The sequence below is a fragment of the Mycobacterium spongiae genome, from assembly GCF_018278905.1.
GTDB classification, from domain to species: domain Bacteria; phylum Actinomycetota; class Actinomycetes; order Mycobacteriales; family Mycobacteriaceae; genus Mycobacterium; species Mycobacterium spongiae.
In genome coordinates, this window is record NZ_CP046600.1 from 3,223,425 (window position 1) to 3,242,092 (window position 18,668).

Annotated in this window: 15 protein-coding genes and 2 pseudogenes; 13 read left to right on the plus strand and 4 right to left on the minus strand. The window is 63.8% G+C overall.

Translation table 11 applies throughout. The features are described 5' to 3' along the window. Positions 1 to 5 precede the first annotated feature (5 nt). A complete protein-coding gene (gene dprE2, locus F6B93_RS13060) occupies positions 6 to 755 on the minus strand; it encodes a decaprenylphospho-beta-D-erythro-pentofuranosid-2-ulose 2-reductase (protein ID WP_211699459.1) in 750 nt (249 codons plus the stop codon). Between the two features lie 35 nt (positions 756 to 790). Here dprE2 and F6B93_RS13065 point away from each other — a divergent pair, with 35 nt between their 5' ends. Together F6B93_RS13065 and F6B93_RS13070 are read left to right on the plus strand one after the other, a co-directional pair. Then, the gene (locus F6B93_RS13065) at positions 791 to 1,204 is read left to right on the plus strand and encodes a F420-dependent biliverdin reductase (RefSeq protein WP_211695483.1); all 414 of its coding nucleotides are present in this window, start codon (positions 791 to 793) and stop codon (positions 1,202 to 1,204) included. A 175-nt stretch (positions 1,205 to 1,379) separates the two neighbouring features. Then, positions 1,380 to 1,535: a hypothetical protein gene (locus F6B93_RS13070; protein WP_211695484.1), complete on the plus strand. Its 156-nt coding sequence runs from the start codon at positions 1,380 to 1,382 to the stop codon at positions 1,533 to 1,535. 160 nt (positions 1,536 to 1,695) lie between these two features. Here F6B93_RS13070 and F6B93_RS13075 read toward each other — a convergent pair whose 3' ends face one another. Beyond that, entirely contained in the window at positions 1,696 to 3,159 is a 1,464-nt protein-coding gene (locus F6B93_RS13075) for a hypothetical protein (protein WP_211695485.1), read from the minus strand. Between the two features lie 492 nt (positions 3,160 to 3,651). On the opposite strand from F6B93_RS13075, the gene F6B93_RS13080 reads away from it, so the two are divergent. From F6B93_RS13080 to F6B93_RS13110, 8 genes and pseudogenes are all read left to right on the plus strand, one after another. After that, positions 3,652 to 4,173 (plus strand): hypothetical protein, encoded by a 522-nt coding sequence (locus F6B93_RS13080; RefSeq protein ID WP_211695486.1) that lies wholly within the window; start codon positions 3,652 to 3,654, stop codon positions 4,171 to 4,173. Then, positions 4,163 to 4,555: pseudogene (locus F6B93_RS13085) on the plus strand (DUF5631 domain-containing protein); the annotation flags it as partial. The gene F6B93_RS13080 and the pseudogene F6B93_RS13085, both read left to right, overlap by 11 nt. Before the next feature lie 42 nt (positions 4,556 to 4,597). Beyond that, positions 4,598 to 5,158: a hypothetical protein gene (locus F6B93_RS13090; protein WP_211695487.1), complete on the plus strand. Its 561-nt coding sequence runs from the start codon at positions 4,598 to 4,600 to the stop codon at positions 5,156 to 5,158. Next, positions 5,148 to 5,393 (plus strand): annotated as a pseudogene (locus F6B93_RS22910) (DUF5631 domain-containing protein); the annotation flags it as partial. The gene F6B93_RS13090 and the pseudogene F6B93_RS22910, both read left to right, overlap by 11 nt. Positions 5,394 to 5,860: 467 nt before the next feature. After that, entirely contained in the window at positions 5,861 to 6,379 is a 519-nt protein-coding gene (locus F6B93_RS13095) for a hypothetical protein (protein ID WP_211695488.1), read from the plus strand. A gap of 1,003 nt (positions 6,380 to 7,382) precedes the next feature. Next, entirely contained in the window at positions 7,383 to 7,670 is a 288-nt protein-coding gene (locus F6B93_RS22915) for a hypothetical protein (RefSeq protein WP_246540740.1), read from the plus strand. Then, complete coding sequence (locus F6B93_RS13105; protein WP_211695489.1) at positions 7,660 to 9,819, plus strand: DUF5631 domain-containing protein; 2,160 nt, start codon at positions 7,660 to 7,662, stop codon at positions 9,817 to 9,819. The genes F6B93_RS22915 and F6B93_RS13105 overlap by 11 nt, the downstream gene beginning before the upstream one ends. After that, a complete protein-coding gene (locus F6B93_RS13110; RefSeq protein WP_211695490.1) occupies positions 9,816 to 10,775 on the plus strand; it encodes a hypothetical protein in 960 nt (319 codons plus the stop codon). Before F6B93_RS13105 ends, F6B93_RS13110 begins: the two co-directional genes overlap by 4 nt. A 134-nt stretch (positions 10,776 to 10,909) precedes the next feature. Here F6B93_RS13110 and F6B93_RS13115 read toward each other — a convergent pair whose 3' ends face one another. Both F6B93_RS13115 and F6B93_RS13120 read right to left on the minus strand, forming a co-directional pair. Beyond that, the gene (locus F6B93_RS13115) at positions 10,910 to 11,428 is read right to left on the minus strand and encodes a TNT antitoxin family protein (RefSeq protein ID WP_211695491.1); all 519 of its coding nucleotides are present in this window, start codon (positions 11,426 to 11,428) and stop codon (positions 10,910 to 10,912) included. Continuing rightward, positions 11,425 to 14,142 (minus strand): TNT domain-containing protein, encoded by a 2,718-nt coding sequence (locus F6B93_RS13120; protein ID WP_246540741.1) that lies wholly within the window; start codon positions 14,140 to 14,142, stop codon positions 11,425 to 11,427. The genes F6B93_RS13115 and F6B93_RS13120 overlap by 4 nt, the downstream gene beginning before the upstream one ends. A gap of 183 nt (positions 14,143 to 14,325) precedes the next feature. Between F6B93_RS13120 and F6B93_RS13125 the strand changes: the two genes are divergently transcribed. Genes F6B93_RS13125 through F6B93_RS13135 form a run of 3 tightly spaced genes read left to right on the plus strand, consistent with a single transcriptional unit; the run spans position 14,326 to position 18,666 of the window. Beyond that, a complete protein-coding gene (locus F6B93_RS13125; RefSeq protein WP_211695492.1) occupies positions 14,326 to 16,278 on the plus strand; it encodes a putative alpha/beta hydrolase in 1,953 nt (650 codons plus the stop codon). Between the two features lie 28 nt (positions 16,279 to 16,306). Further along, positions 16,307 to 16,849 (plus strand): hypothetical protein, encoded by a 543-nt coding sequence (locus F6B93_RS13130; protein WP_246540742.1) that lies wholly within the window; start codon positions 16,307 to 16,309, stop codon positions 16,847 to 16,849. Between the two features lie 47 nt (positions 16,850 to 16,896). Then, positions 16,897 to 18,666 (plus strand): serine/threonine-protein kinase PknH/PknJ, encoded by a 1,770-nt coding sequence (locus F6B93_RS13135; RefSeq protein WP_211695493.1) that lies wholly within the window; start codon positions 16,897 to 16,899, stop codon positions 18,664 to 18,666. Positions 18,667 to 18,668: the final 2 nt, after the last annotated feature.

Genomic DNA, 18,668 nt, shown 5'->3' on the forward strand with positions numbered 1-18,668 from the left:
GCGGATCATCGGGGCATCCGGCGCCAGAGGAACTGCGGCAGTAGCCGCATCGCGAAGAACATGGGCCGCAGTGCCCACGGGATCCAGACGGTGCGGCGTCCCTTGGCCAACGCCCGCGCGGTCGCCGCGGCCACCTGCTCCGGGGTGCTCGACAGCGGCGCAGGCTTCATGCCCTCGGTCATGCGTCCGATGACGAATCCCGGGCGCGCGATCAGCAACCGGACCCCGGTGCCATGCAACGCATCGGCCAATCCGCTGGCGAAGCCGTCCAGGCCGGCTTTGGCCGAGCCGTAGACGTAATTCGCGCGGCGTACTCGCACCCCGGCCACTGAGGAGAACACCACCAGAGCTCCTCGGCCAGCCGTGCGCATCGCCGCTGCCAAATGCGTGAGCAGGCTGACTTGGGCGACGTAGTCGGTGTGGACGATCGCCACCGCATGCTCGGCGTCCGTTTCGGCGCGAGCCTGATCACCGAGGATCCCGAACGCGAGCACCGCAGTACCGACCGTGCCGTGCTCGGCGATGATCGCGGCGACGAGCGGGCCGTGGGAAGCCACATCGTCGGCGTCGAACTCCTTGGTGTGCACCTCGGTCGCGCCGGCGGCGTGCAGTGCTGCCACCTGATCGTGGAGCTGATCGGCTTTGCGTGCGGCCAGCACCACCGCCGCCCCCGGGGCCAATCGCCGCGCGAGTTCGATGCCGATTTCGCTGCGCCCGCCGAAAATTACCAGCGGACCCGCACCCGTGTCGTCCACGGCTGCGATTATCACCTGCGCTAGCGTGAACCGTGATGCCGAACACCACTACGCGGCTCACCGACGATGCGTTGGCGTTTCTCTCCGAGCGCCACCTGGCGATGCTGACCACCTTGCGTGCTGACAATTCGCCGCATGTGGTGGCCGTGGGTTTCACCTTCGATCCCAAGACACACATTGCTCGGGTCATCACCACCGGCGGGTCGCAGAAGGCAGTCAATGCCGACCGCGGGGGCCTGGCGGTGCTTAGCCAGGTCGACGGTGCCCGGTGGCTGTCGCTGGAGGGAAAAGCCGTGGTGAACAGCGAGATTGACGCCGTTCGCGACGCCGAGTTGCGCTACGCCCAGCGCTACCGAAACCCGCGTCCCAACCCGCGCCGAGTAGTCATCGAGGTCCAAGTGGAGCGGGTGCTCGGGTCGTCGAGCCTGCTAGACCGCAGCGAGGGATAAAGCCGCCCGCACTTGGGTCTCGTGGTTCCTCAATGGAGATCTCGAAGACCTCGATCCCGTTTCGCCTCGATCGAGCCTGGTGAGCTCCATCGTTTTTGACATTGAAAATCATTTTCAATAAGCTCCCGACTCGCTCCACCTATCTTCCACCTCCACTGAAAGGAACGATTGATCGATGGGCACCAAAACCAACAGAGTCGCGCTGACCGCCCGAGCAGTTGCCGCGGTGGCGGCCGCCGTGTTCGCAGCTTCGACACTGTCGGGATGCGACGTGCTGTTTCCCCAGCTGCACCAAGTCATTCCGGGAGACCACAGCGGTCATAACCACTAAGTTCCTGCCGAGACACACCGACGGCAAGAGCTGAGCCGTCGGCACCACGCACTCCCATCCGATCGCGGTGAGGCCGCTGTGGATGGGAGTGCGTGGTCTATCTACCGACCGAGTTGCGGTGTTGTCCATGCTCTCGAGGCGCGGCCCGGCGCTACGGTGTTCACTGCGTAACGGTGTAGTGCACCCATGCACCACCCGCGGCTCCAGCCGCGGCATGCAGCTGGGAATTCTGGTCCCCTGTTCTGGGTAAGCCGAACTCCGAGCCGGCAGCCCCGCAGGCCATCGGCGCACCGGCGAACATCACCGGACTGGCCGTCACCGTCCATCTGCCTGCCGAGTCCAGGCAGGCGGCAGGATGCAAATCTCCGCACGGCGCAGCGACCCACCGACCGTCTGCGCGCTGCAGGGTGCAGGTTCCGGCACCCACGCGCGGTTCGTCCGGTGCCCAGCTCCACAGCGACGCCTGAATCCGCCCGTCCTCCGGAAGCAGCTGGTCAAAGCCAAACAGATTGACACCGCAGTCGGTCATCGCACGCGCCTTTGCCGGTGTGAGCGCATCCGGATCGGCCGGCGGCCGAGTCGGGTTGACGATCGCCGAAACCAAGGTGGAGTCCTCGAAGTAGCGGACCAGCCGCGACGCGTAGGTGCCGCTGCCATACCTGGCGTCACACGTCGGGAAAGGCCGGTACCGAGAGGTCGGGCCGTTCTGCACCCGCGCGCCACTCCAGTCGAAGACATCGGCGGCAAAACCGGACGCACACGAGCTGACAAGCACGACCTGCGCACCAGATGTACGGACGTCATCGCGCGACATGCCAGGCGGTAACGGTACGCAGCCGTTCGCGGCGCGCTGACTGGGGTCGGGGCGGTAGATGAGGCTTTGCCCATCGGGCCGCCGCAGCACACTCTCCAACGCCCGGACCGCCAGCCCGTATGCGGACGGATTCTTCAACTCGTCCTGCAGGAGCACCAAGATGACCTCGTCCGCGTGGCCGGGCGCGTTCAGCCAGGTCGCAATTGGTGCCAACACCGCGTCCAAGAGCGGTTCGGTGGTGCAGCCGAGGTTCCCTTCTTCCGGCCCCAGCCCGTGGCACACGGTGACGCCGCGCCGCCCAAGCAGGTCGAGCCGCCGGATATAGTGCAAGTCCAGTTCGATGCTGCGGACATCAATGTCGAGCTGCTGGGCCAACGACAGCTGCTGATTTGAGTCGGCGTGCGACACGGTGAACGAGTCGCTGAGGCTATTAAACGAGTTGTGGGTGCCCAGCCATTGGGCTTCCCGCAGCGGTAGCGGATCACCGAGCGCATATTGAAATTGCGCCGTGCGGTGCACCCAGGACTGCAGATAGGCGTCGCGTGCCGCTTGGGTCACCCGATGCGCGAGCGGAAGCACGCAGTGCTTATCGGGAACGCCGACGCGGCGACACTCGGCGGCGACCGCGTCGGCGGTCTTGCCGAGGCCCACGCACGGAATAGCGATCGGGCTGATCGCGTCGCACGGTGCCGTGGGCGAGGGTGGGTACGGCCCGGTCGGTGGGTCGGCCGACACCGGTGCGGCCGTCGTCAACGTCGCCGCAAACACGCTTGCCACGACTGCGCCCTTCATCCACCGGGTGCTGGGCATGCGCGCTACCTTGGCACGGCGTCACCCGTTCAACTAGGGATGTTGTCGAAGCGTTGCCATGACGCAGTAAATCTGCGAAGTATCGGCGGTAGAGGTCCCAGGGCCAGCGTGCATTCTCTGTAGCCTTTCGACGGAATCGATCAGCGTTAGGTGAGCCGGTGCCATCGCGCATTCGGCGGGACATTTGGGCGGAGCAGATCAGTCCTAGGTAAGACCTTGCTCCCGTGCCATCGAGCGCTGCCCGCTGGTAGCGACGTATCACAACGGCCACGGACCACGAATCAAGGTGATTTGCCCAAGCCCGTTGCCTACTCCACCATGGCGCATAGGACTGCGCCATTCACAAGGAGCCCACGCTATGAGGGAAGACTTGGCTGCGGGAGCATTCGCAGTCGCGATCATTGGCGCATCTTGTCGCGGTCGTCGTCACCGCGATGAGCTGCGACCGCGCGCCAAGTGTTCATTGCCGCCATCAGGAATAGCGTTACAAGGATGACGAACCTCCCGCCCCCTCCGGGTCAATGGACACCGCCGCAGCCCACTCACCCAACGGCGCGCGCGGGCATCTGGTCCGCAGCGGGCATAGTCACCGCCATCGTCCTCGGCGCCGCATCGCTCGTCGTCGCACTCACACGCCCCACAGATAGCAGCCAAGCCCCGGCAACAACTGCGCCGCCGACGTACTCGGCTACGCAGACCACTGCTGCCCACCAGACATTGTGCGAGGTGTACAAGCTGGCGGCGCGTCAAGTTCAGATACAAACTAATGGCGACAACCAGGCACTCGCAGTTGCCGCCCTGGTCAACGGCGCAGTCATGCTAATACAAGCCACGGACGCGGCACCGGCACTCCCAGCCGAGGATCGTGCGGCTGCTATTGCGTTGGCCGAGGCGTTCACCAACGCGAACGCAGTAGGCAGCTTCGCGAATAGCGACGACCCAGAATCAAAGGCAGCTATAGATGATGCCAACGAGAAGGGCGCGCGCATGAAGGCCCTGTGCAGTGGCGATTGACCTGCCACCTGGCAAGTGGTCAGCGTGGCTGGTCGGAGCCTGGTGGCCCGCCAGGCCGGACGCGCCAACCGCCGGGGTTACTTACTGGCGGCAAATGGGCCAGCTCAAGCGCAACGAGGCAACCGACCTACGGGACGAGCGATCTAGGCTGGCAGCAAATCGAGGCCGGACCGCCGACGACCTGATGGAGCGGTACTTGCGCGGTGAGCAGCGCTTGGCGACGATCGCCGAGCAATGCGAAGTCAAAAGCGAGCAAAGCGATCGTGTCGCCGATGCTGTGAATCATCTACGTGATCAGCTGACCGACATCGCAAGGTCTGGCAACGAAGACATTGACCGGATCCTCGGCGATAGCGGCCAAATGGCGGCCAAAATGGAGGCGCGGGTCGGCATCTCAAGCAGCGGTATGTGAGGAGGACACCCAGTGGGGAACTTACCTTCGGATCGTGGGGGATCGACTATCCGTCCGCCCAGACCAAAGCGGGCGCCAACGCAGCCTCCCGGGGCGGTACTACGCCCAACCGCCAGGCCAACAATCGCCCTCGGAGCCATCGCCTTGGCCGCGATCGCCACGGCATTAGCGGTCGTGGCGCTCGTATTAGCCCTCGACAGACCGACTGCGTCGAGCTTGCCAGCAACGACTGGAAAGCCCGCCTACACGGCCGCCGAGACGGCTGCGGCACAACGTCAACTATGCACCACTTACAGACTCGCGGCGCAAGCGGTAAAGGTCGAAACGAACGGCGATGATCGGGCGCTGGCCCGCATCGCACTTACAAACGCTGCCGTAATGCTGGATAAGTCAGCGAGTAATCCCGCCCTCGACGCAGAACACCGCAACGCCGCGGTGGCGCTTGCGACATCATATCGAAGCACCACCGCAAAGGGCAGCGTCGCTACCGAAGCGGAATACCAGGCCGCCCTAAACAACATCATCACCAAGGACGCTGCAATGAGACAGGTATGTGCAAATGTTGGCGGGTGACCTTCCGCCTGGCAAATGGTCAGTTTGGCTAGTCGACACGTAGTGGCCGGCAAGGCCAGAGCCGCCAACTGCCCGGGCTACCCATTGGCGTCAAACGGGGCAGCTCAAGCTCAACGAGGTAGCCGACCTGCGAGACGAGCGATCACGTGCGGCAATAAACCGAGGCCGGACCTCCGACGACCTGATGGAGCGGTACTTGCGCCGTGAGCAGCGGTTGGCCACGATCGCCGAACAGCGCTGGAGTCTCACACACACCAACCGCCAGCCATATTCGCCCACTCCTAGGTCGGCGGTCTAAGAACTCACTCGAAACGGCGCGCGTTGCACGCAACGCAATTGAACGGGCCACCGCTCCGGCCAGCTCCAAGCCCTTGAACCAGCCTTGGCTAGCTGTGAATTTGGTGACCAAGCGCCTTGCTGGTGATCAGCCATCCCGCAAGCGATATCGGCGGTTCGATATCGACGGCCGCCGCAGGAACCAAGTGATTAGCCCCTTTGGCAGTGCTTCAACGGTGAATTGGGCAAGCTGGCTGGCCCTCCAGGATCTGAGATGTCTGGGCGACGCTTGCGGACCCCTCAGCGTTTACAACGACCTGCCAGCGTCAGGGAATTTGGCCGCCGCCATCCAGACATATTGGCCGTCATTGGCGTCCAGGAGAGATCACATGTGCACAGACATCAGCACCGAATAGCCTTGGTGAGGTGACCACCAACTACCCGCCTGCCCCTCAGTGGACGCCAGCCCCCCTTGAGCAGGCACGACGCTCCAACACCTGGCCAGCGGTAGCGCTAGCAGGCATCGCCACGCTGCTGGGAGCGGCGGCGTTGGTCGTGGCACTCACACGCGCAAACAACAGCACTTCTGCCGCAACACCGGCAACTGCGCCTAGGTATACCGCCGCGGAAACCGCTGCCGCCCATGAGAAGCTGTGCGAAATCTACAAGCTGGCGGCGCGGTCAGTGCAGATAGACACCAACAGCGACAACCCCGCTTTTGCGCGCGTTGGCGGACTTAATGGTGCAGTCATGCTAGGTCAAGCAGTCAATGGGGCGCCGGCGTTGCCACCCGGTGAGCGCAGCGCGGCCGTTGCGCTGGCTGAGGCATATACCAATGCGAACGCCGTCGCTAGCTTTGCGACGGGACGTGATGATCCCGCGTGGCGGGCAGCGGCCGATGATGTCATCGCCAAGGATGCGCAAATGAAGTCGTTTTGCGGCTGAGGCTGAGCTGCTGCTGGCAAGTTTCAGCGATTGTCGGTTCGCGCGGCTTGGCCCGCACTCCCAAAACCAGCGATGGCGTCATCCATTGGGCGGCAAGCAGGGGGCTCAAGCGACACAAGGCAAGCGACTTCCGGATTGAAGACCGCAGACTCCAGCAAACAAGGGGCACCATTCCGACGATTCAACAGAGCGCTGTTGAAGTAGCGATTGGTGCTTATCAGCATCTCAAGTCAAGATAGCCGGATCAATCAAGCTTCCAATGCAATAGCCAATCAGCGCGAAGGACGAGGCCGCTTGCTAATCGGAATCGACCGACGCCTCGTCCAAGTGACCGTGGGCAGCAAAGCAATAGCGGAGACGCGGCAATCTGGTGAGCGAACGTGAGATCTTCGGCTAGCCGCCGTCATCGCCTTTTCGCCCGTCTAGCCAAGTAGCCGCACCCGAATCAGACCGCACCTGACGATGCGATCGGACGCAGCCTCGAGGGTAGCCAGATAGTCCCGATGGCAATACCGGCAGTCTGCTGGGCAACGGCGTGACTTGCCGACGCCACGCATCTCATCCACTATTGCGAATAGGCCAGCGCAAGACTTCAGGAGGCGCCCGATCCGACCGACGACTTGCCGGCGGGCATGCTCACACCCCTCGCCATCAACGTATCGAGGTTGCGGCCATCGTCACCGCGATGCGTTAGCGACTCCTCAGGAGATGCTCAACGGCAAAAACAGGAATGAAGCTACTCCACCAGCAGGACGACGCTACTAAAATGACAACCGCCTCGCCCTCCGCAGGTCGCTGTACACCGCTCGGGAGCTCGGCCGCACACCGACGCGTCTGGCTAGTGACGGCCGTAATGATTGCCATAGTGCTCAGCACGGCAGCCCTCATCGTGGCATTTGCAGCACTTACACCCGAGTCGACCACCAACCCAGCCTCGACGACCCCCGCCCCACCCACGTATTCGACAGCGGAGACTGCTGAGGCACACAAGAAACTGTGCGACGTGTACGAGCTGGTGGCGCGTGAAGTGCAAATAGAAACAAACGGCGATGACCCAGCGCTCACGTCCGCCGCCGGTGTGAACGCGGCAGTGATGTTGGAACAAGCGGTAAGGGGGATTCCGGCTCTCGCTGACAGGGATCGCGTCGGTGCACTCACGCTGCCTGAGGCGTACGCCAGCACCAACGCTATGGGTAGCTACTTGACTCTCCAAGATCCGGCACTCAAAGTGGCGATTGACGATTTCATTGCAAAAGACGCGCGCATGAAAGCCATCTGCGGTGCCGGTTGACCTGCCGCCCGGCAAGTGGTCAGCGTGGTTGGTGGGCGCATGGTGGCCCGCAAGGCCCGACGCGCCAACGTCCGGGGTTGGCTATTGGCGCCAAATGAGCCAGCTCAAGCGCAACGAAGCGGCCAACCTGCGAGACGAGCGATCACGATTGGCAGTAAACCAAGGCCGCACCGCCGAAGACCTGATGGAGCGGTACTTGCGCGGTGAACAGCGGTTGGCCACGATCGCTGAGCAATGCGAAGTCAAGAGTGAACAAAGCGACCGGGTCGCCGACGCGGTGAACCACTTGCGCGATCAACTGACTGATATCGCTAGGTCGGGCAATGAAGACATTGACCGGATCCTTGATGGCAGTGGTCCAACGACAGCCAAATTGGCCGCAGTCAACCTGGTGATCCAGCAGGCAAACGCCAGAGCCACCAATGCGGGGGCCGCCGCGATGTCCAATATTGTCGATGCGACACAACGGGTGCTGGACGCGACCGTGGGTGGAGACGCCCGGTCGTGGCTGCTTGATCACGGTGTTAGCTTCGACGCTCCCCCTCCGCCACCCCCACTTTCCGCCGCCGACTTGGATGCCCCACCTGCGCCGTCGTCGCCAACAGCGTCGGCCTACGGTGAAGGAGCAACCGCAGTGCACTCTGAAACCGCGCCGGACGTTGTGGCGCAGTCGGCACCATTGGTCCCGACCTATGGTGATGGAGCACCTACGACGCCGCCTGCTAGCCCGACTGCAGCCGCAAGTGGTGCCCCCGTGTATGGCGATGGCGCTCCAACGATTCCAGCTGCGCCTCCGCCGGGCACAAACCCGCCGCCATTGGCACCCGGTACGCCTGCAGCAGGTGTCAGCGCTCCTTCGGGGGCAGGCATTTCGGCTCCTGCCGCATCGACCCCTGCGCTGCAGTCACTGAGTGAATCGTTCACGACCGGGATGGCAACCGGTGCGCCGGCGGCCGCTGGCGCACACTCGGTATCCGCCGGGACTGTCGCCGCGGCGTCCGAGCACCCGCCGCCGACGGTGCCGCCGGCGACAGCTCCACTAACGCCCGCATCGACAGTCGGGAGCGTCACGGCTGGTGTACCGCCCATATCGGACGCGGGCATTCCAGAAACGGCCTCAGAGCAGGGTCAGATCACCCCACCAACGAGCTACACCACGGGCGGAGTCACGGCAGTAGCGCCCGTGGTCACAGGTGGCACCGCGACTGGATCGGTCGCCCCGGTCGTTGGTGGTGGCCCAGCCGGGCCGTTGCCGGCGTACGGTTCTGATCTCCGACCGCCGGTCGTTGCGCCCCCTGCCCCGCCGTCACCGCCCGCGGGGCCGGTGTCGGGTGCTGCGGTCGCCTCACCGGCATCGTCGTCTCCCTCAGCCGGCGGCTCAGTACTATCGCCCGCAACGAAATCCACCGGCCAGGAGTCAGCCCAGGCTCAAGCGACCAGCGGGTCATCGATGGCCGCCGCATCCGCGACTGCAATGACGGGAGCCGCGGCGGGCGATCGAGCGCGGCGATCAGCGGAGCAGCAGCGCCTGCAGCGCATCGTCGAGGCGGTGGCCCGCCAAGAACCAGGGCTGTCCTGGGCGGCCGGGCTCCGCGACGACGGACGGACAACACTGCTGGTCACCGACCTGGCCGGCGGCTGGATTCCGCCGCATATTCGGCTTCCCGCGCACGTCACGCTGTTGGAGCCAACTTTGCGGCGCCGCGATGCTCGTGTGGTCGACCTGCTGGGTACGGTCACAATGCTGGCGGTACACCAGCCCCACGGTTACATCGGCGATCCCGACAAGGATGCGCCCAAACTGACCGGGGACCGCACCGCGCGTGCCGCGCCCCCGATGGATGAGCTTGGACCGACGCTGGCCGAATACGTCCGCCGCCGCGATGGGTTGCCGCGGGTCGCACAGGCGGTTGCTGTCGCCGCCGCGCGGAACTACGGCGTGCCCGACAACGAAGCTGACGTTCTCAGCGAAAAAGCAACCGAGATTCGTAGGTCTGTTCTGGCCGCATACCCGAGTCATGACTTTGACGCGGCAATCGACTGGATGCTGCTGGCGGCAATCAATACCCTGGTCGAAGGCGACCATTCGGGGGCGAACTACCACCTCGCCTGGGCAATCGCCGCGACCTCAACCAGGAGATCCTTATGACAATCTCATCGGATCCCGGAAGCTATGGTTCAGCGGCCGACAAACCACCGCCGGTACCGGTGGCACCGGGACCCGTTCAACCGGCTGGAACGTCCACTGTTGGCGTCGGGATGCACGCGTTCACCACATCTACGAACGCCGATCTGGGACTTACAAACGCTGAGATCGCGGAGGACGACGCCGATCGACGAGCTCATGCGGCAGACGCCGCGGCGAAGTTTCCTGAGAACGAGGCCGATGCCGCACGCCAGTTCGAAGGTATGGACGCCCAAGGAATGGCCCAGATGATCCCGCAGATGGCTTCCGGTATAGGAGGGGCAATCAGCGGTGCTGCTGGCGGCATGCTCGGACCGCTCACCCAGATCCCGCAACAAGCGATGCAGGCCGGACAAGGCGCCATACAACCCCTGATGGGCGCGCTCCAGCAGGCCGGCGGTGCCGAAGGCCTGGACGCTCTGGACGACGCGGCACTCGTCGGCGACTTGGATGCCGAACCCGGTCTTGGCGCCGGCGGTGGTGCTGGTGGCATCGGCGCCGGAGGACTCGGCGGCGGCACGACCCCGACGGGCTATCTGGGTCCGCCCCCGGTGCCGACATCGTCACCGCCGACGACCCCCGCTGGCGCCGCCGCCAAGTCCGCGGCTATTTCGCCCGGCGCCGGCACGCCACCGGCCTCGACGTCGATGGGTCCAACCGGTATGCCGATGGTTCCACCAGGCGCGATGGGTGCCCGCGGCGAAGGTGGCGGCAGCAAAGACAAGCCAACAGAGAAGCGCGTGACAGTTCCTGGCGTCCCACACGGACAGCCCGTCAAGGGCCGTTTGACTGTGCCCCCGAGCAAGCCGGTCACGAAGTCTGCGGAAGCCAAGCCCACCGTCAGTAGACGCATCCTTCTACCCGACCACAAGGAATCCGGGCGCACGATTCAAGACGAGAAGGCAGACACAAGCGAGTGACCACCCATCGTGCCGCCCACCCACTTTGAAGAGTTTGTCGACGTCTTAGCTATCACCGCGTCCAAAAGCCCAATTCGCCGGAGCGTATTACTGCTTTGGATGCCAACGATAGCTGCCCGCTAATTTCTCCGAGGTCAGTAAGGTTGGGCAAACAATGGCCGGCCTTCAGGGTCGAGGAACGAATCTTTTATGGTATCAATAGTAACATCAATGTAGTGCGATAGCTCGACCAGTCTGTCAACTGCAGCAATTGCCAGGACACTTCCAGTCGATTCCATAAGAGCGTCTTCCTCACGCCCGGAAAAATTGATTGCACCAAGATGATAAGTCGACTTTAGTTCATCGCGATAAAATGGCTTACGTACACGCTGCAGGCCGCAGCTCTTTCGCACCGACCCACCGAAATGCCCAACAAGATAGCGTTCAAGAATCGCCGTGGAGACGGCAGCCAAATGAAGGTTCTCTGCCCCCATACGATGAGACGATGTTAGGACGAAGTACCCATCTGTGACACCGACAAAATAGCGAATCTCTCCGCCCTTGTTCCAGATAATTGGCCGACCATCATCGGTTTGCGACCCCTGGGTCACTGACAACCCGGCGAGTCGAATCCAGTCCTGTACCTCATTTGAGAGTTCCACACTAGTTTTCATGGTAGCAACACTCCCGGCGCGAGCAGATCCTCCACACTTCTCGCCTCACCCCGGGCGTCAAAGATCCGCGCCTGGAGCGATCCGCCCGGTTGACCCAGACCAGGCGCTACTTCCGAAACTTCTACTGTCCATCCCTCTGGTAGGCGACCGAGGGTATAAGCGTTATAGGGCTCGCTGAGCGAATCGACATGAAGGGCGCGCGTTTCCCACGATGCAGCACGTCCGTTTTCCATTACGCCTAGATATGCGCCGCCGTCATCACCGATCCGATCGAGACGTGCGCCATAATCCTGTACAAACTGTTTGGGATCAGTGTAGACGACCCGGGTCCCTGGTATTGCGCCATCATTTCCAGGAAAATTATACCAACGCTCACCTCCTGGCCCTAATTTATTGAAACGTTCTTCATATTCCCCTTGGGTATATGCATGCCCATGCGCGTCCCTACCGAATGGCGCGTCAGAGTCATCGATTAGATTCCTAACATCCGAATCTATGCGACTCAGATCTGTCGGATCGTGCGGGTAATTCCAATGATCCGGCAACGGCTCGCCATAGTGCGGATCGGTCGGCGTATCGGCAGCCCGATGCCATCCGGCACCCGAAGCCTCCTGGGCATGCACAGGATCCTGCGGTCCGGCGTGACTTCCATGGCTAAACCCAGACGAGCCATTACCGTCCGGCTGCACCTCCGGAGGATGACCATGTGGGGGCACACCATTGCCGGCTCCGTGCGGGCCACCGCCATCGACGTGTTGTCCAGGTGGGTGACCGCCCGGTGGGCCACTATCGCCGGCGCCGTGCGGGGTGGTGCCGTGTGATGGTGCGAGTTCGGCTGGCCGCGCGCTCGACGGTGCGACCGGCGGCGGTGGTGACGGGTGCGGCGCCGCTGGCGCAGTAGGAGCCGCCGGCGACGAGGCGTGCGCAGCCGCCGGCGCCGGTACACCCCCAGACCCGCCTGGTGCGACCCCGGCCGGCCCCGGCTCGGGCTGCCCAATCGGCGCAGCCGGCACCGCGTGCTCGCCAGGCGGGCCCATAGCCGGGTGCCCACCACCGCCCGGCACCGGCTGCGCCCGACCGCCCGGCACCTCCGTGCGCCCCGCGGCCCCCGACCCAGGCACAGTCTCAGTGACCGGCTTGCCCGCCGGCACCGACTCCACTGGCCGCGGCACCGGCTCCACCGGCGCACCCGGCAGCTTCTCCGGGGCCATCCCCACCGGACGCCCACCCACACCCGGCGCGTCAAACTTGGGCACCTCGGTACCCAGGTTCTCCAAGTTGCGGGTCAAACCACGACCCGAAGCCCCGATATCCCCCAACACACCGCCAGTACCAGCAACCTCTCCAACCACCCGGCCACCACGACCCGCCACACCAGCAGCATCCGCACCCGCCGCACCGGCACGCGCAACCCCGGCAGCTCCGCGCGCCCCCGCACCAGCGCCTCCAGCCCCCGGAAAAAACGACGTCGCCACATCAAAAAGGTTGCCGCCAAACCCCAAACCCGGCCGATCGGCACGCCAGTCCTCCAAATGCAACAACCCCGACACCATCTCCTTATCCGCCTCCAGCGCCTCCTGCGGATTCAGAACATGATTGACCAACCCCGTCTTGGTCATGTCTTTCCACGCCTGCGCCGCCCCCTGAGGATCAGTCACAAACCGCCCCGGATTGAGCTGCTGCAGACCCTGTAGCGTCCCCATCCCCGCCTTCAGGAAGCCCTCCTGCGAATTGGTGTACGTATCGAACACCGTCGCCACCGGATTACCGACATCCTCACCCAAGAACCGCGTCAGCTGACCGCGCACCGAACGCTGCATCCCCACTACCGCATCGTCGACTAACTGCATCACCACCTGCATCTGCTGCTCGTGCGCGCGCGCCTGACGCCCCATGTTGTGCAGCACCGCTCGAACATCAGCAGCGATCTCTTCGATCTCCTCCAACAGATCACCCTCGAAAAACGACACCACCTGATCCCACAACCCCGACACCGACGCCACCCGATCCAACAGATCCCGGATCGCGTTTTGGGTTCGCCCCACCTCACTGGCGAAGGCATCCAGCGCAGCGGCCAGCTTCTGACACTGCTCACCCACCTGCGCCACATCGGCGCCAATCTCGAACAACACCTGCAGCATCAACGCACCCTCGGGAATGTCTTGGCCCGCGATCACCGCCTTGGAGCCACCCAACTCATCAACCACCCCACCAAGCACCCCAGCAAACCCGCGCCACTGCCCCGCCGCAGCATGCAGCCCCGCCACATCCGCATTCGGCCACAAATCACCCACCAACGACTGCACCACCGCCCACAACAGCGGAGCAGCCACCCCCGGACCCAACGTCCCCGGCGGACCCGGCGCACTAAACGGCTGCGGCGGCACCGGAGTCGGCAACACCGCCCCACCACCACCGAGCGTCGAGGCCGCCTCGGCAGCCGAATAATTCGCCGCCGACGCCGCAATCTTGGCCCCGCTCAACCGCAACGCATCCACCCCGGCCGCCGCCGCAGTCAACAACGACTGCGCCGCATCCTGATACGACAAGCCAAACACCTCACCGGCAGCATCCTGGCCCGTATTCACCGAAAACCCCGCCACCAAGGACCCCACCGCCGCAGCCACCACATCACCAACACCAACCACAGCACGGCCAGCACCCGACAACACCTCAGGATCGACCGCCAACGGAGCCACGCCCGGGATTCTCACCCAAACCACCCGTCAGCGGTATTCACCCGCACCCGGACTGCAGGGTGAATTGACCGCCACGTTGCGGGTAGTAACCTGGCGACCAGCTCGGCAAGGGGGTACCGATGGTCATCACCGGGGAACCGCCACACGGGTGGGCGACTCCCCCGGTTGAGACACCCGCGACTCCGCGAGGCCTGTGCGATGGAACTCCGGTACATCAGCGTCCCGCTGCTAATCGCTGAAGCAGGCGGTGATCCCTGGCAGGTCAATGCCTCGTTACAGCGTGGTCGGCCAGCCGATGTTTCCGCTCTGGCGCAAGCATTTCGTGACGCGGGCCGATCCACGAATGAGGCCGACGCCGCCTTCGGTCAGGCCCGCAACCGCTTTGAGGCGTCGTGGAATAGGCGAAACGGCAAGCACCCCATCAACGACTCCGCCGTGGTGCGTCAAGCAACGCGCACGCTGCGATTCCAAAAGGCGCAACTGCCGAGGATCGCAGGAGATTTGGACAACATCGCAGCCACCCTGGCCCAAGCGCAAGGGTCGGCACGTCGATGCATCGCGACGTTGCAGACCCGGCTGCAAGCCCTCGACAGCGAGATCGGCGACTTAGTCGAGCTCGAAGCCAACACCTCACTAACCTCCCGGGAAAAGGCCCTACTGGATCAGTACATCTCCGACCTTGAACAGGAAGCCATCAACGACACCTCGGATCGCCTGCACCAGCTAGAGCGTATCCGCGACGACTACTCCGCCCTCCTGCTGAACTCGCGAACCAACCTACGAACCGACGGACTCGACCCGCAGTCCGTTCGATCGGTGGACGCACCGCTGTCCCCGCCGAAATTGGACGAGATGGTCGAAATTCCTTCCCCGGAAACCGATCCCGGACAGGTAAAGCGTTGGTGGGACTCGCTCAGCCAGCAGCAAAAACAACAATTGATCGAGCTGCACCCGCCGGAGCTGGGCAATCTCAATGGCATTAACGCCATCGTCCGCGACACGGTCAACCAGGCTGTGATGACCGACGACATCAGCCGGGTGGAAGACATCGCCGAGCGGCACGCGGTATCGGCCACCGACGTCCTGAATAATCCCGCGCTATTCGGACTTTCGGCCACCGACGTCACGCGGTACCAGAACGCGGTGCGGACGCGCGACGGTCTCGATTACAACAGAGGACCGGAAGGCCCCAACCAAAGGCCGGTCATGTTGTGGGCCTACGATCCGGTGGCCTTCGATGGTCAAGGCAAGGCCGCGATCGCGATCGGCAATCCCGACTATGCGCGCAACACGGCCGTCATCGTGCCTGGCACGGGGACCAGCGTGGCTCAGGGGTGGATGAGCGGGCACGACGATGCGATCAATCTCTACGACCAGTCTCTGGCTGCGGATCCCCAGCACCACTACACCTCGGTGATCGCCTGGATGGGCTATGACGCTCCCGATGGATTCTCCGATGTCCGGGTCAGCGAACCCGGACTCGCGAGGCAAGGCGGCGACTTGTTGGCCGCCGATGTCAACGGACTGTGGGTCACCCACGACAGCCTGACACCCCAGCACGTCACGGTGATTGGGCATTCCTACGGTTCGACCACCGTTGCAGACGCATTCGCCGGCAGTGGCATGCACGCCAACGATGCCGTATTGATCGGCAGCCCCGGAACAGATCTGGCGCAGAACGCCGCCGACTTCAACCTGGACGGCGGGCACGTCTACGTCGGTGCGGCATCCACCGACCCGGTCAGCTGGATCGGCCAGTCCGACGGCATCCCAGGCGAGTTGCTCAAAGGTAAACTCCGCGAGTACGGCATGCCGATCCCTCTGGACGCGGGATTGGGCCGCGATCCGGCCGGCGACGGTTTCGGATCGATCCGATTCCAGGCCGAAGTACCCGGCTCTGGATCTCTCGACCGGCACGACCATTCGCACTACTACGTGATGGGCAGCGAATCACTGCGGAGTATGACCGAAATAGCTGTCGGCCAGCCCGACCGCCTGGCCGCCGACGGTCTGATCGCCGACGGCAGGAGACAACCGCACATCGGCCCGTTCCGAATACCCGGCATTCCTGGTTACATCGATCCCGAAAGCGACCGCCCACGAGAAACCATCCATGACGATCACCACTACCCCGCCTACCCACGTCCATGACGAACGATCGAGGCCGTCACGGCCGGCGATGGTCGGCGTGCTGGTCCTGGCGCTGTCGATGTTCCTAGGAGGGTGCTCGCCGATGTCTCGACACCGTGATGACACCGATGACCCGGCGCAGCCGCTGTCCGACGACCAAGCGCGAACGCAAGTTGTCTCGGCTGCCAAACAGATCACCGCACTGGTGAATCTGCCCGATATGTACGCGAGCTTCGCGTTCAGGTCATGCAACGACCAGGCCGATCCGCCCTACCGGGGAGTTGTCGAAATGAGCTTCACGCTGCCCCTCGATGACAGCAGCGGTGTCTCCGCGGCGGTCAATCCCGATTCTTACTTTGATCAGATCGCCGCAAGAATGCTCTCCCACGGCTGGAGCAGCGGCCCCCCTCCCGGCTTGCACCCCTATGGCCACGTCATCAACCAAGACGGCGTGATGGCGATCATGACGGCCGGCCCGAACACCGGCTGGGCTCGCATCCAGATCTACGGTGAGTGCCGCAACATGACAGACCACCGCAACGACGGCACGACCAACTGGGTCAAAATCACTGACCAGTTGCGCACGGGATAGCGGCCACGCATGTGCCACCTCCGAGCGCCGGGTGAATTCGATGGCTGGTGGCTGCCGTGCTGAGTGTGGGTTCGGTTTTCGCCGGCTACCGGGTTGAGCAGGCGTTGGGTGCCGGGGGGATGGGCACCGTTTATCGGGTGCGCAATCCGGATTTGCCGCGTAGCGAAGCTTTGAAGGTGCTCGACGCCGAGTTGTCACGGGATCCCGATTTTCGGGCACGGTTTGTCCGCGAGGCCGATGTAGCCGCGGGCCTGGACCATCCCAACATCGTGTCGGTCTATCAGCGCGGCCAATTCGACGGCAAACTGTGGATTGCGATGCAGTTCATCGATGGCTGCAACGCTGACGATGCGCTGCGGGCGGCGATGATGCCCGCAACGCGGGCGGTGTACGTGGTCGGAGAGGTCGCCAAGGCGCTCGACTATGCGCACCAGCGCGGCGTGGTACATCGCGATATCAAGCCGGCCAATTTCTTGTTGTCGGGGTCAGCTGCCGGCGATGAGCGGGTGCTGCTCAGTGATTTCGGGATCGCGCGTGCGCTCGGCGACACTGGGCTGACCTCGACCGGTTCGGTGCTGGCGACGTTGGCGTATGCCGCGCCGGAAGTTCTTGCGGGGCAAGGTTCTGACGGTCGCGCTGATCTGTATTCATTGGGGTGCTCACTCTTTCGGCTGCTCACCGGAGAGGCACCGTATTCCGTGGGCGGTGGCGCGGCGGCGGTGATCGCGGCTCATCTGCACCAGCCGCCGCCGACCGTCAGCGATCGCGTGCCAGGGCTGCCTCCTGCGATGGATGCGGTGATCGCCACGGCGATGGCCAAGGACCCGGCGCGCCGGTTTGCCTCCGCGCGCGAGCTCGCACATGCCGCTGCGGTGGCTCTGCATGAGGGACGCATCGTCAGCCCGGCAGCGCCGGGCCCCGGTCCGCACGGTATCCCCGCGAGCGCGACGCCGAGCTTGCCGCGGTGGCAGCATCCGGTCGGACCGGAGACCGCGATGGCCCCGCCGCCCGCCCATGCCTGGCCGCCAGGTCTCCCGTCCCCGGCGAGGCGGCCGCGTCACCTCAGAGGGGTCATCGCCGCGGTGGCGGTCACGGTGGTACTAATCTCCGCAGCCATCACTTCGTTGATCACGACATCGCACTCGCCACGTACCACGACAAAGACCGGCACGACAGCCCCTTCCCCTACCGCCTCGACAACGCCGCGCCGGCCGCCGATAGTGACACAGTCGCGCCTACCCGGTTTGTTGCCCTCCCTTGATGAGGTGAAGAACTTCTTGGGCAACCAGAACCTGATAGCCCAACAGCCATCCTTCCAACCCATCGCCGCCGAAGTCGCCGCCGACCCCACAGAGTGCTTGCCGACCATAGCGGGCGGCGATCCCAGCGAATACGAAATGCAGACCACTATCGGTTACTACGGGTCAGCGATCGGCGAGCCCCAGGGTGAAGCCATGGTGCCGCAAGTGAGCCAGGTGGTCCTGGCTTTCCGCGACGCTGCGGCCGCTCAACGACAACTTGCGAATTCGTTGTCGGTTTGGCGTAAATGCGGCGGCTCGACCATGACACTGCTCGGAGAACCCAGCAAACCTAGGCACATCGGGTTGTCGATCAGCGTTCCTGAGGATGCCGAGAACGGCATCACCACGCTAATACTGATAGCACAAGGGAATCTAGCCACGATACGCAGTGACCGCGCCATCGCCGCCAAAGACAATGTGCTTGTCGACATCGCCGTCCAAATGAAGAACACCGATCGCGGCCAGCAAGCCGTCCTCGGCATCACGAACTACATCCTCAGCAAGATTCCTGGCTGAGC

Excerpts from the sequence above, each read along its gene's own strand:
- F6B93_RS13070 (WP_211695484.1), top strand. The coding sequence starts at position 1,380 with ATGGGCACCAAAACCAACAGAGTCGCGCTGACCGCCCGAGCAGTTGCC.
- F6B93_RS13075 (WP_211695485.1), bottom strand. The coding sequence starts at position 3,159 with ATGCCCAGCACCCGGTGGATGAAGGGCGCAGTCGTGGCAAGCGTGTTT.
- F6B93_RS13115 (WP_211695491.1), bottom strand. The coding sequence starts at position 11,428 with ATGAAAACTAGTGTGGAACTCTCAAATGAGGTACAGGACTGGATTCGA.
- F6B93_RS13110 (WP_211695490.1), top strand. The coding sequence starts at position 9,816 with ATGACAATCTCATCGGATCCCGGAAGCTATGGTTCAGCGGCCGACAAA.
- F6B93_RS13125 (WP_211695492.1), top strand. The coding sequence starts at position 14,326 with ATGGAACTCCGGTACATCAGCGTCCCGCTGCTAATCGCTGAAGCAGGC.
- F6B93_RS13080 (WP_211695486.1), top strand. The coding sequence starts at position 3,652 with ATGACGAACCTCCCGCCCCCTCCGGGTCAATGGACACCGCCGCAGCCC.
- F6B93_RS13065 (WP_211695483.1), top strand. The coding sequence starts at position 791 with ATGCCGAACACCACTACGCGGCTCACCGACGATGCGTTGGCGTTTCTC.
- F6B93_RS13130 (WP_246540742.1), top strand. The coding sequence starts at position 16,307 with ATGGTCGGCGTGCTGGTCCTGGCGCTGTCGATGTTCCTAGGAGGGTGC.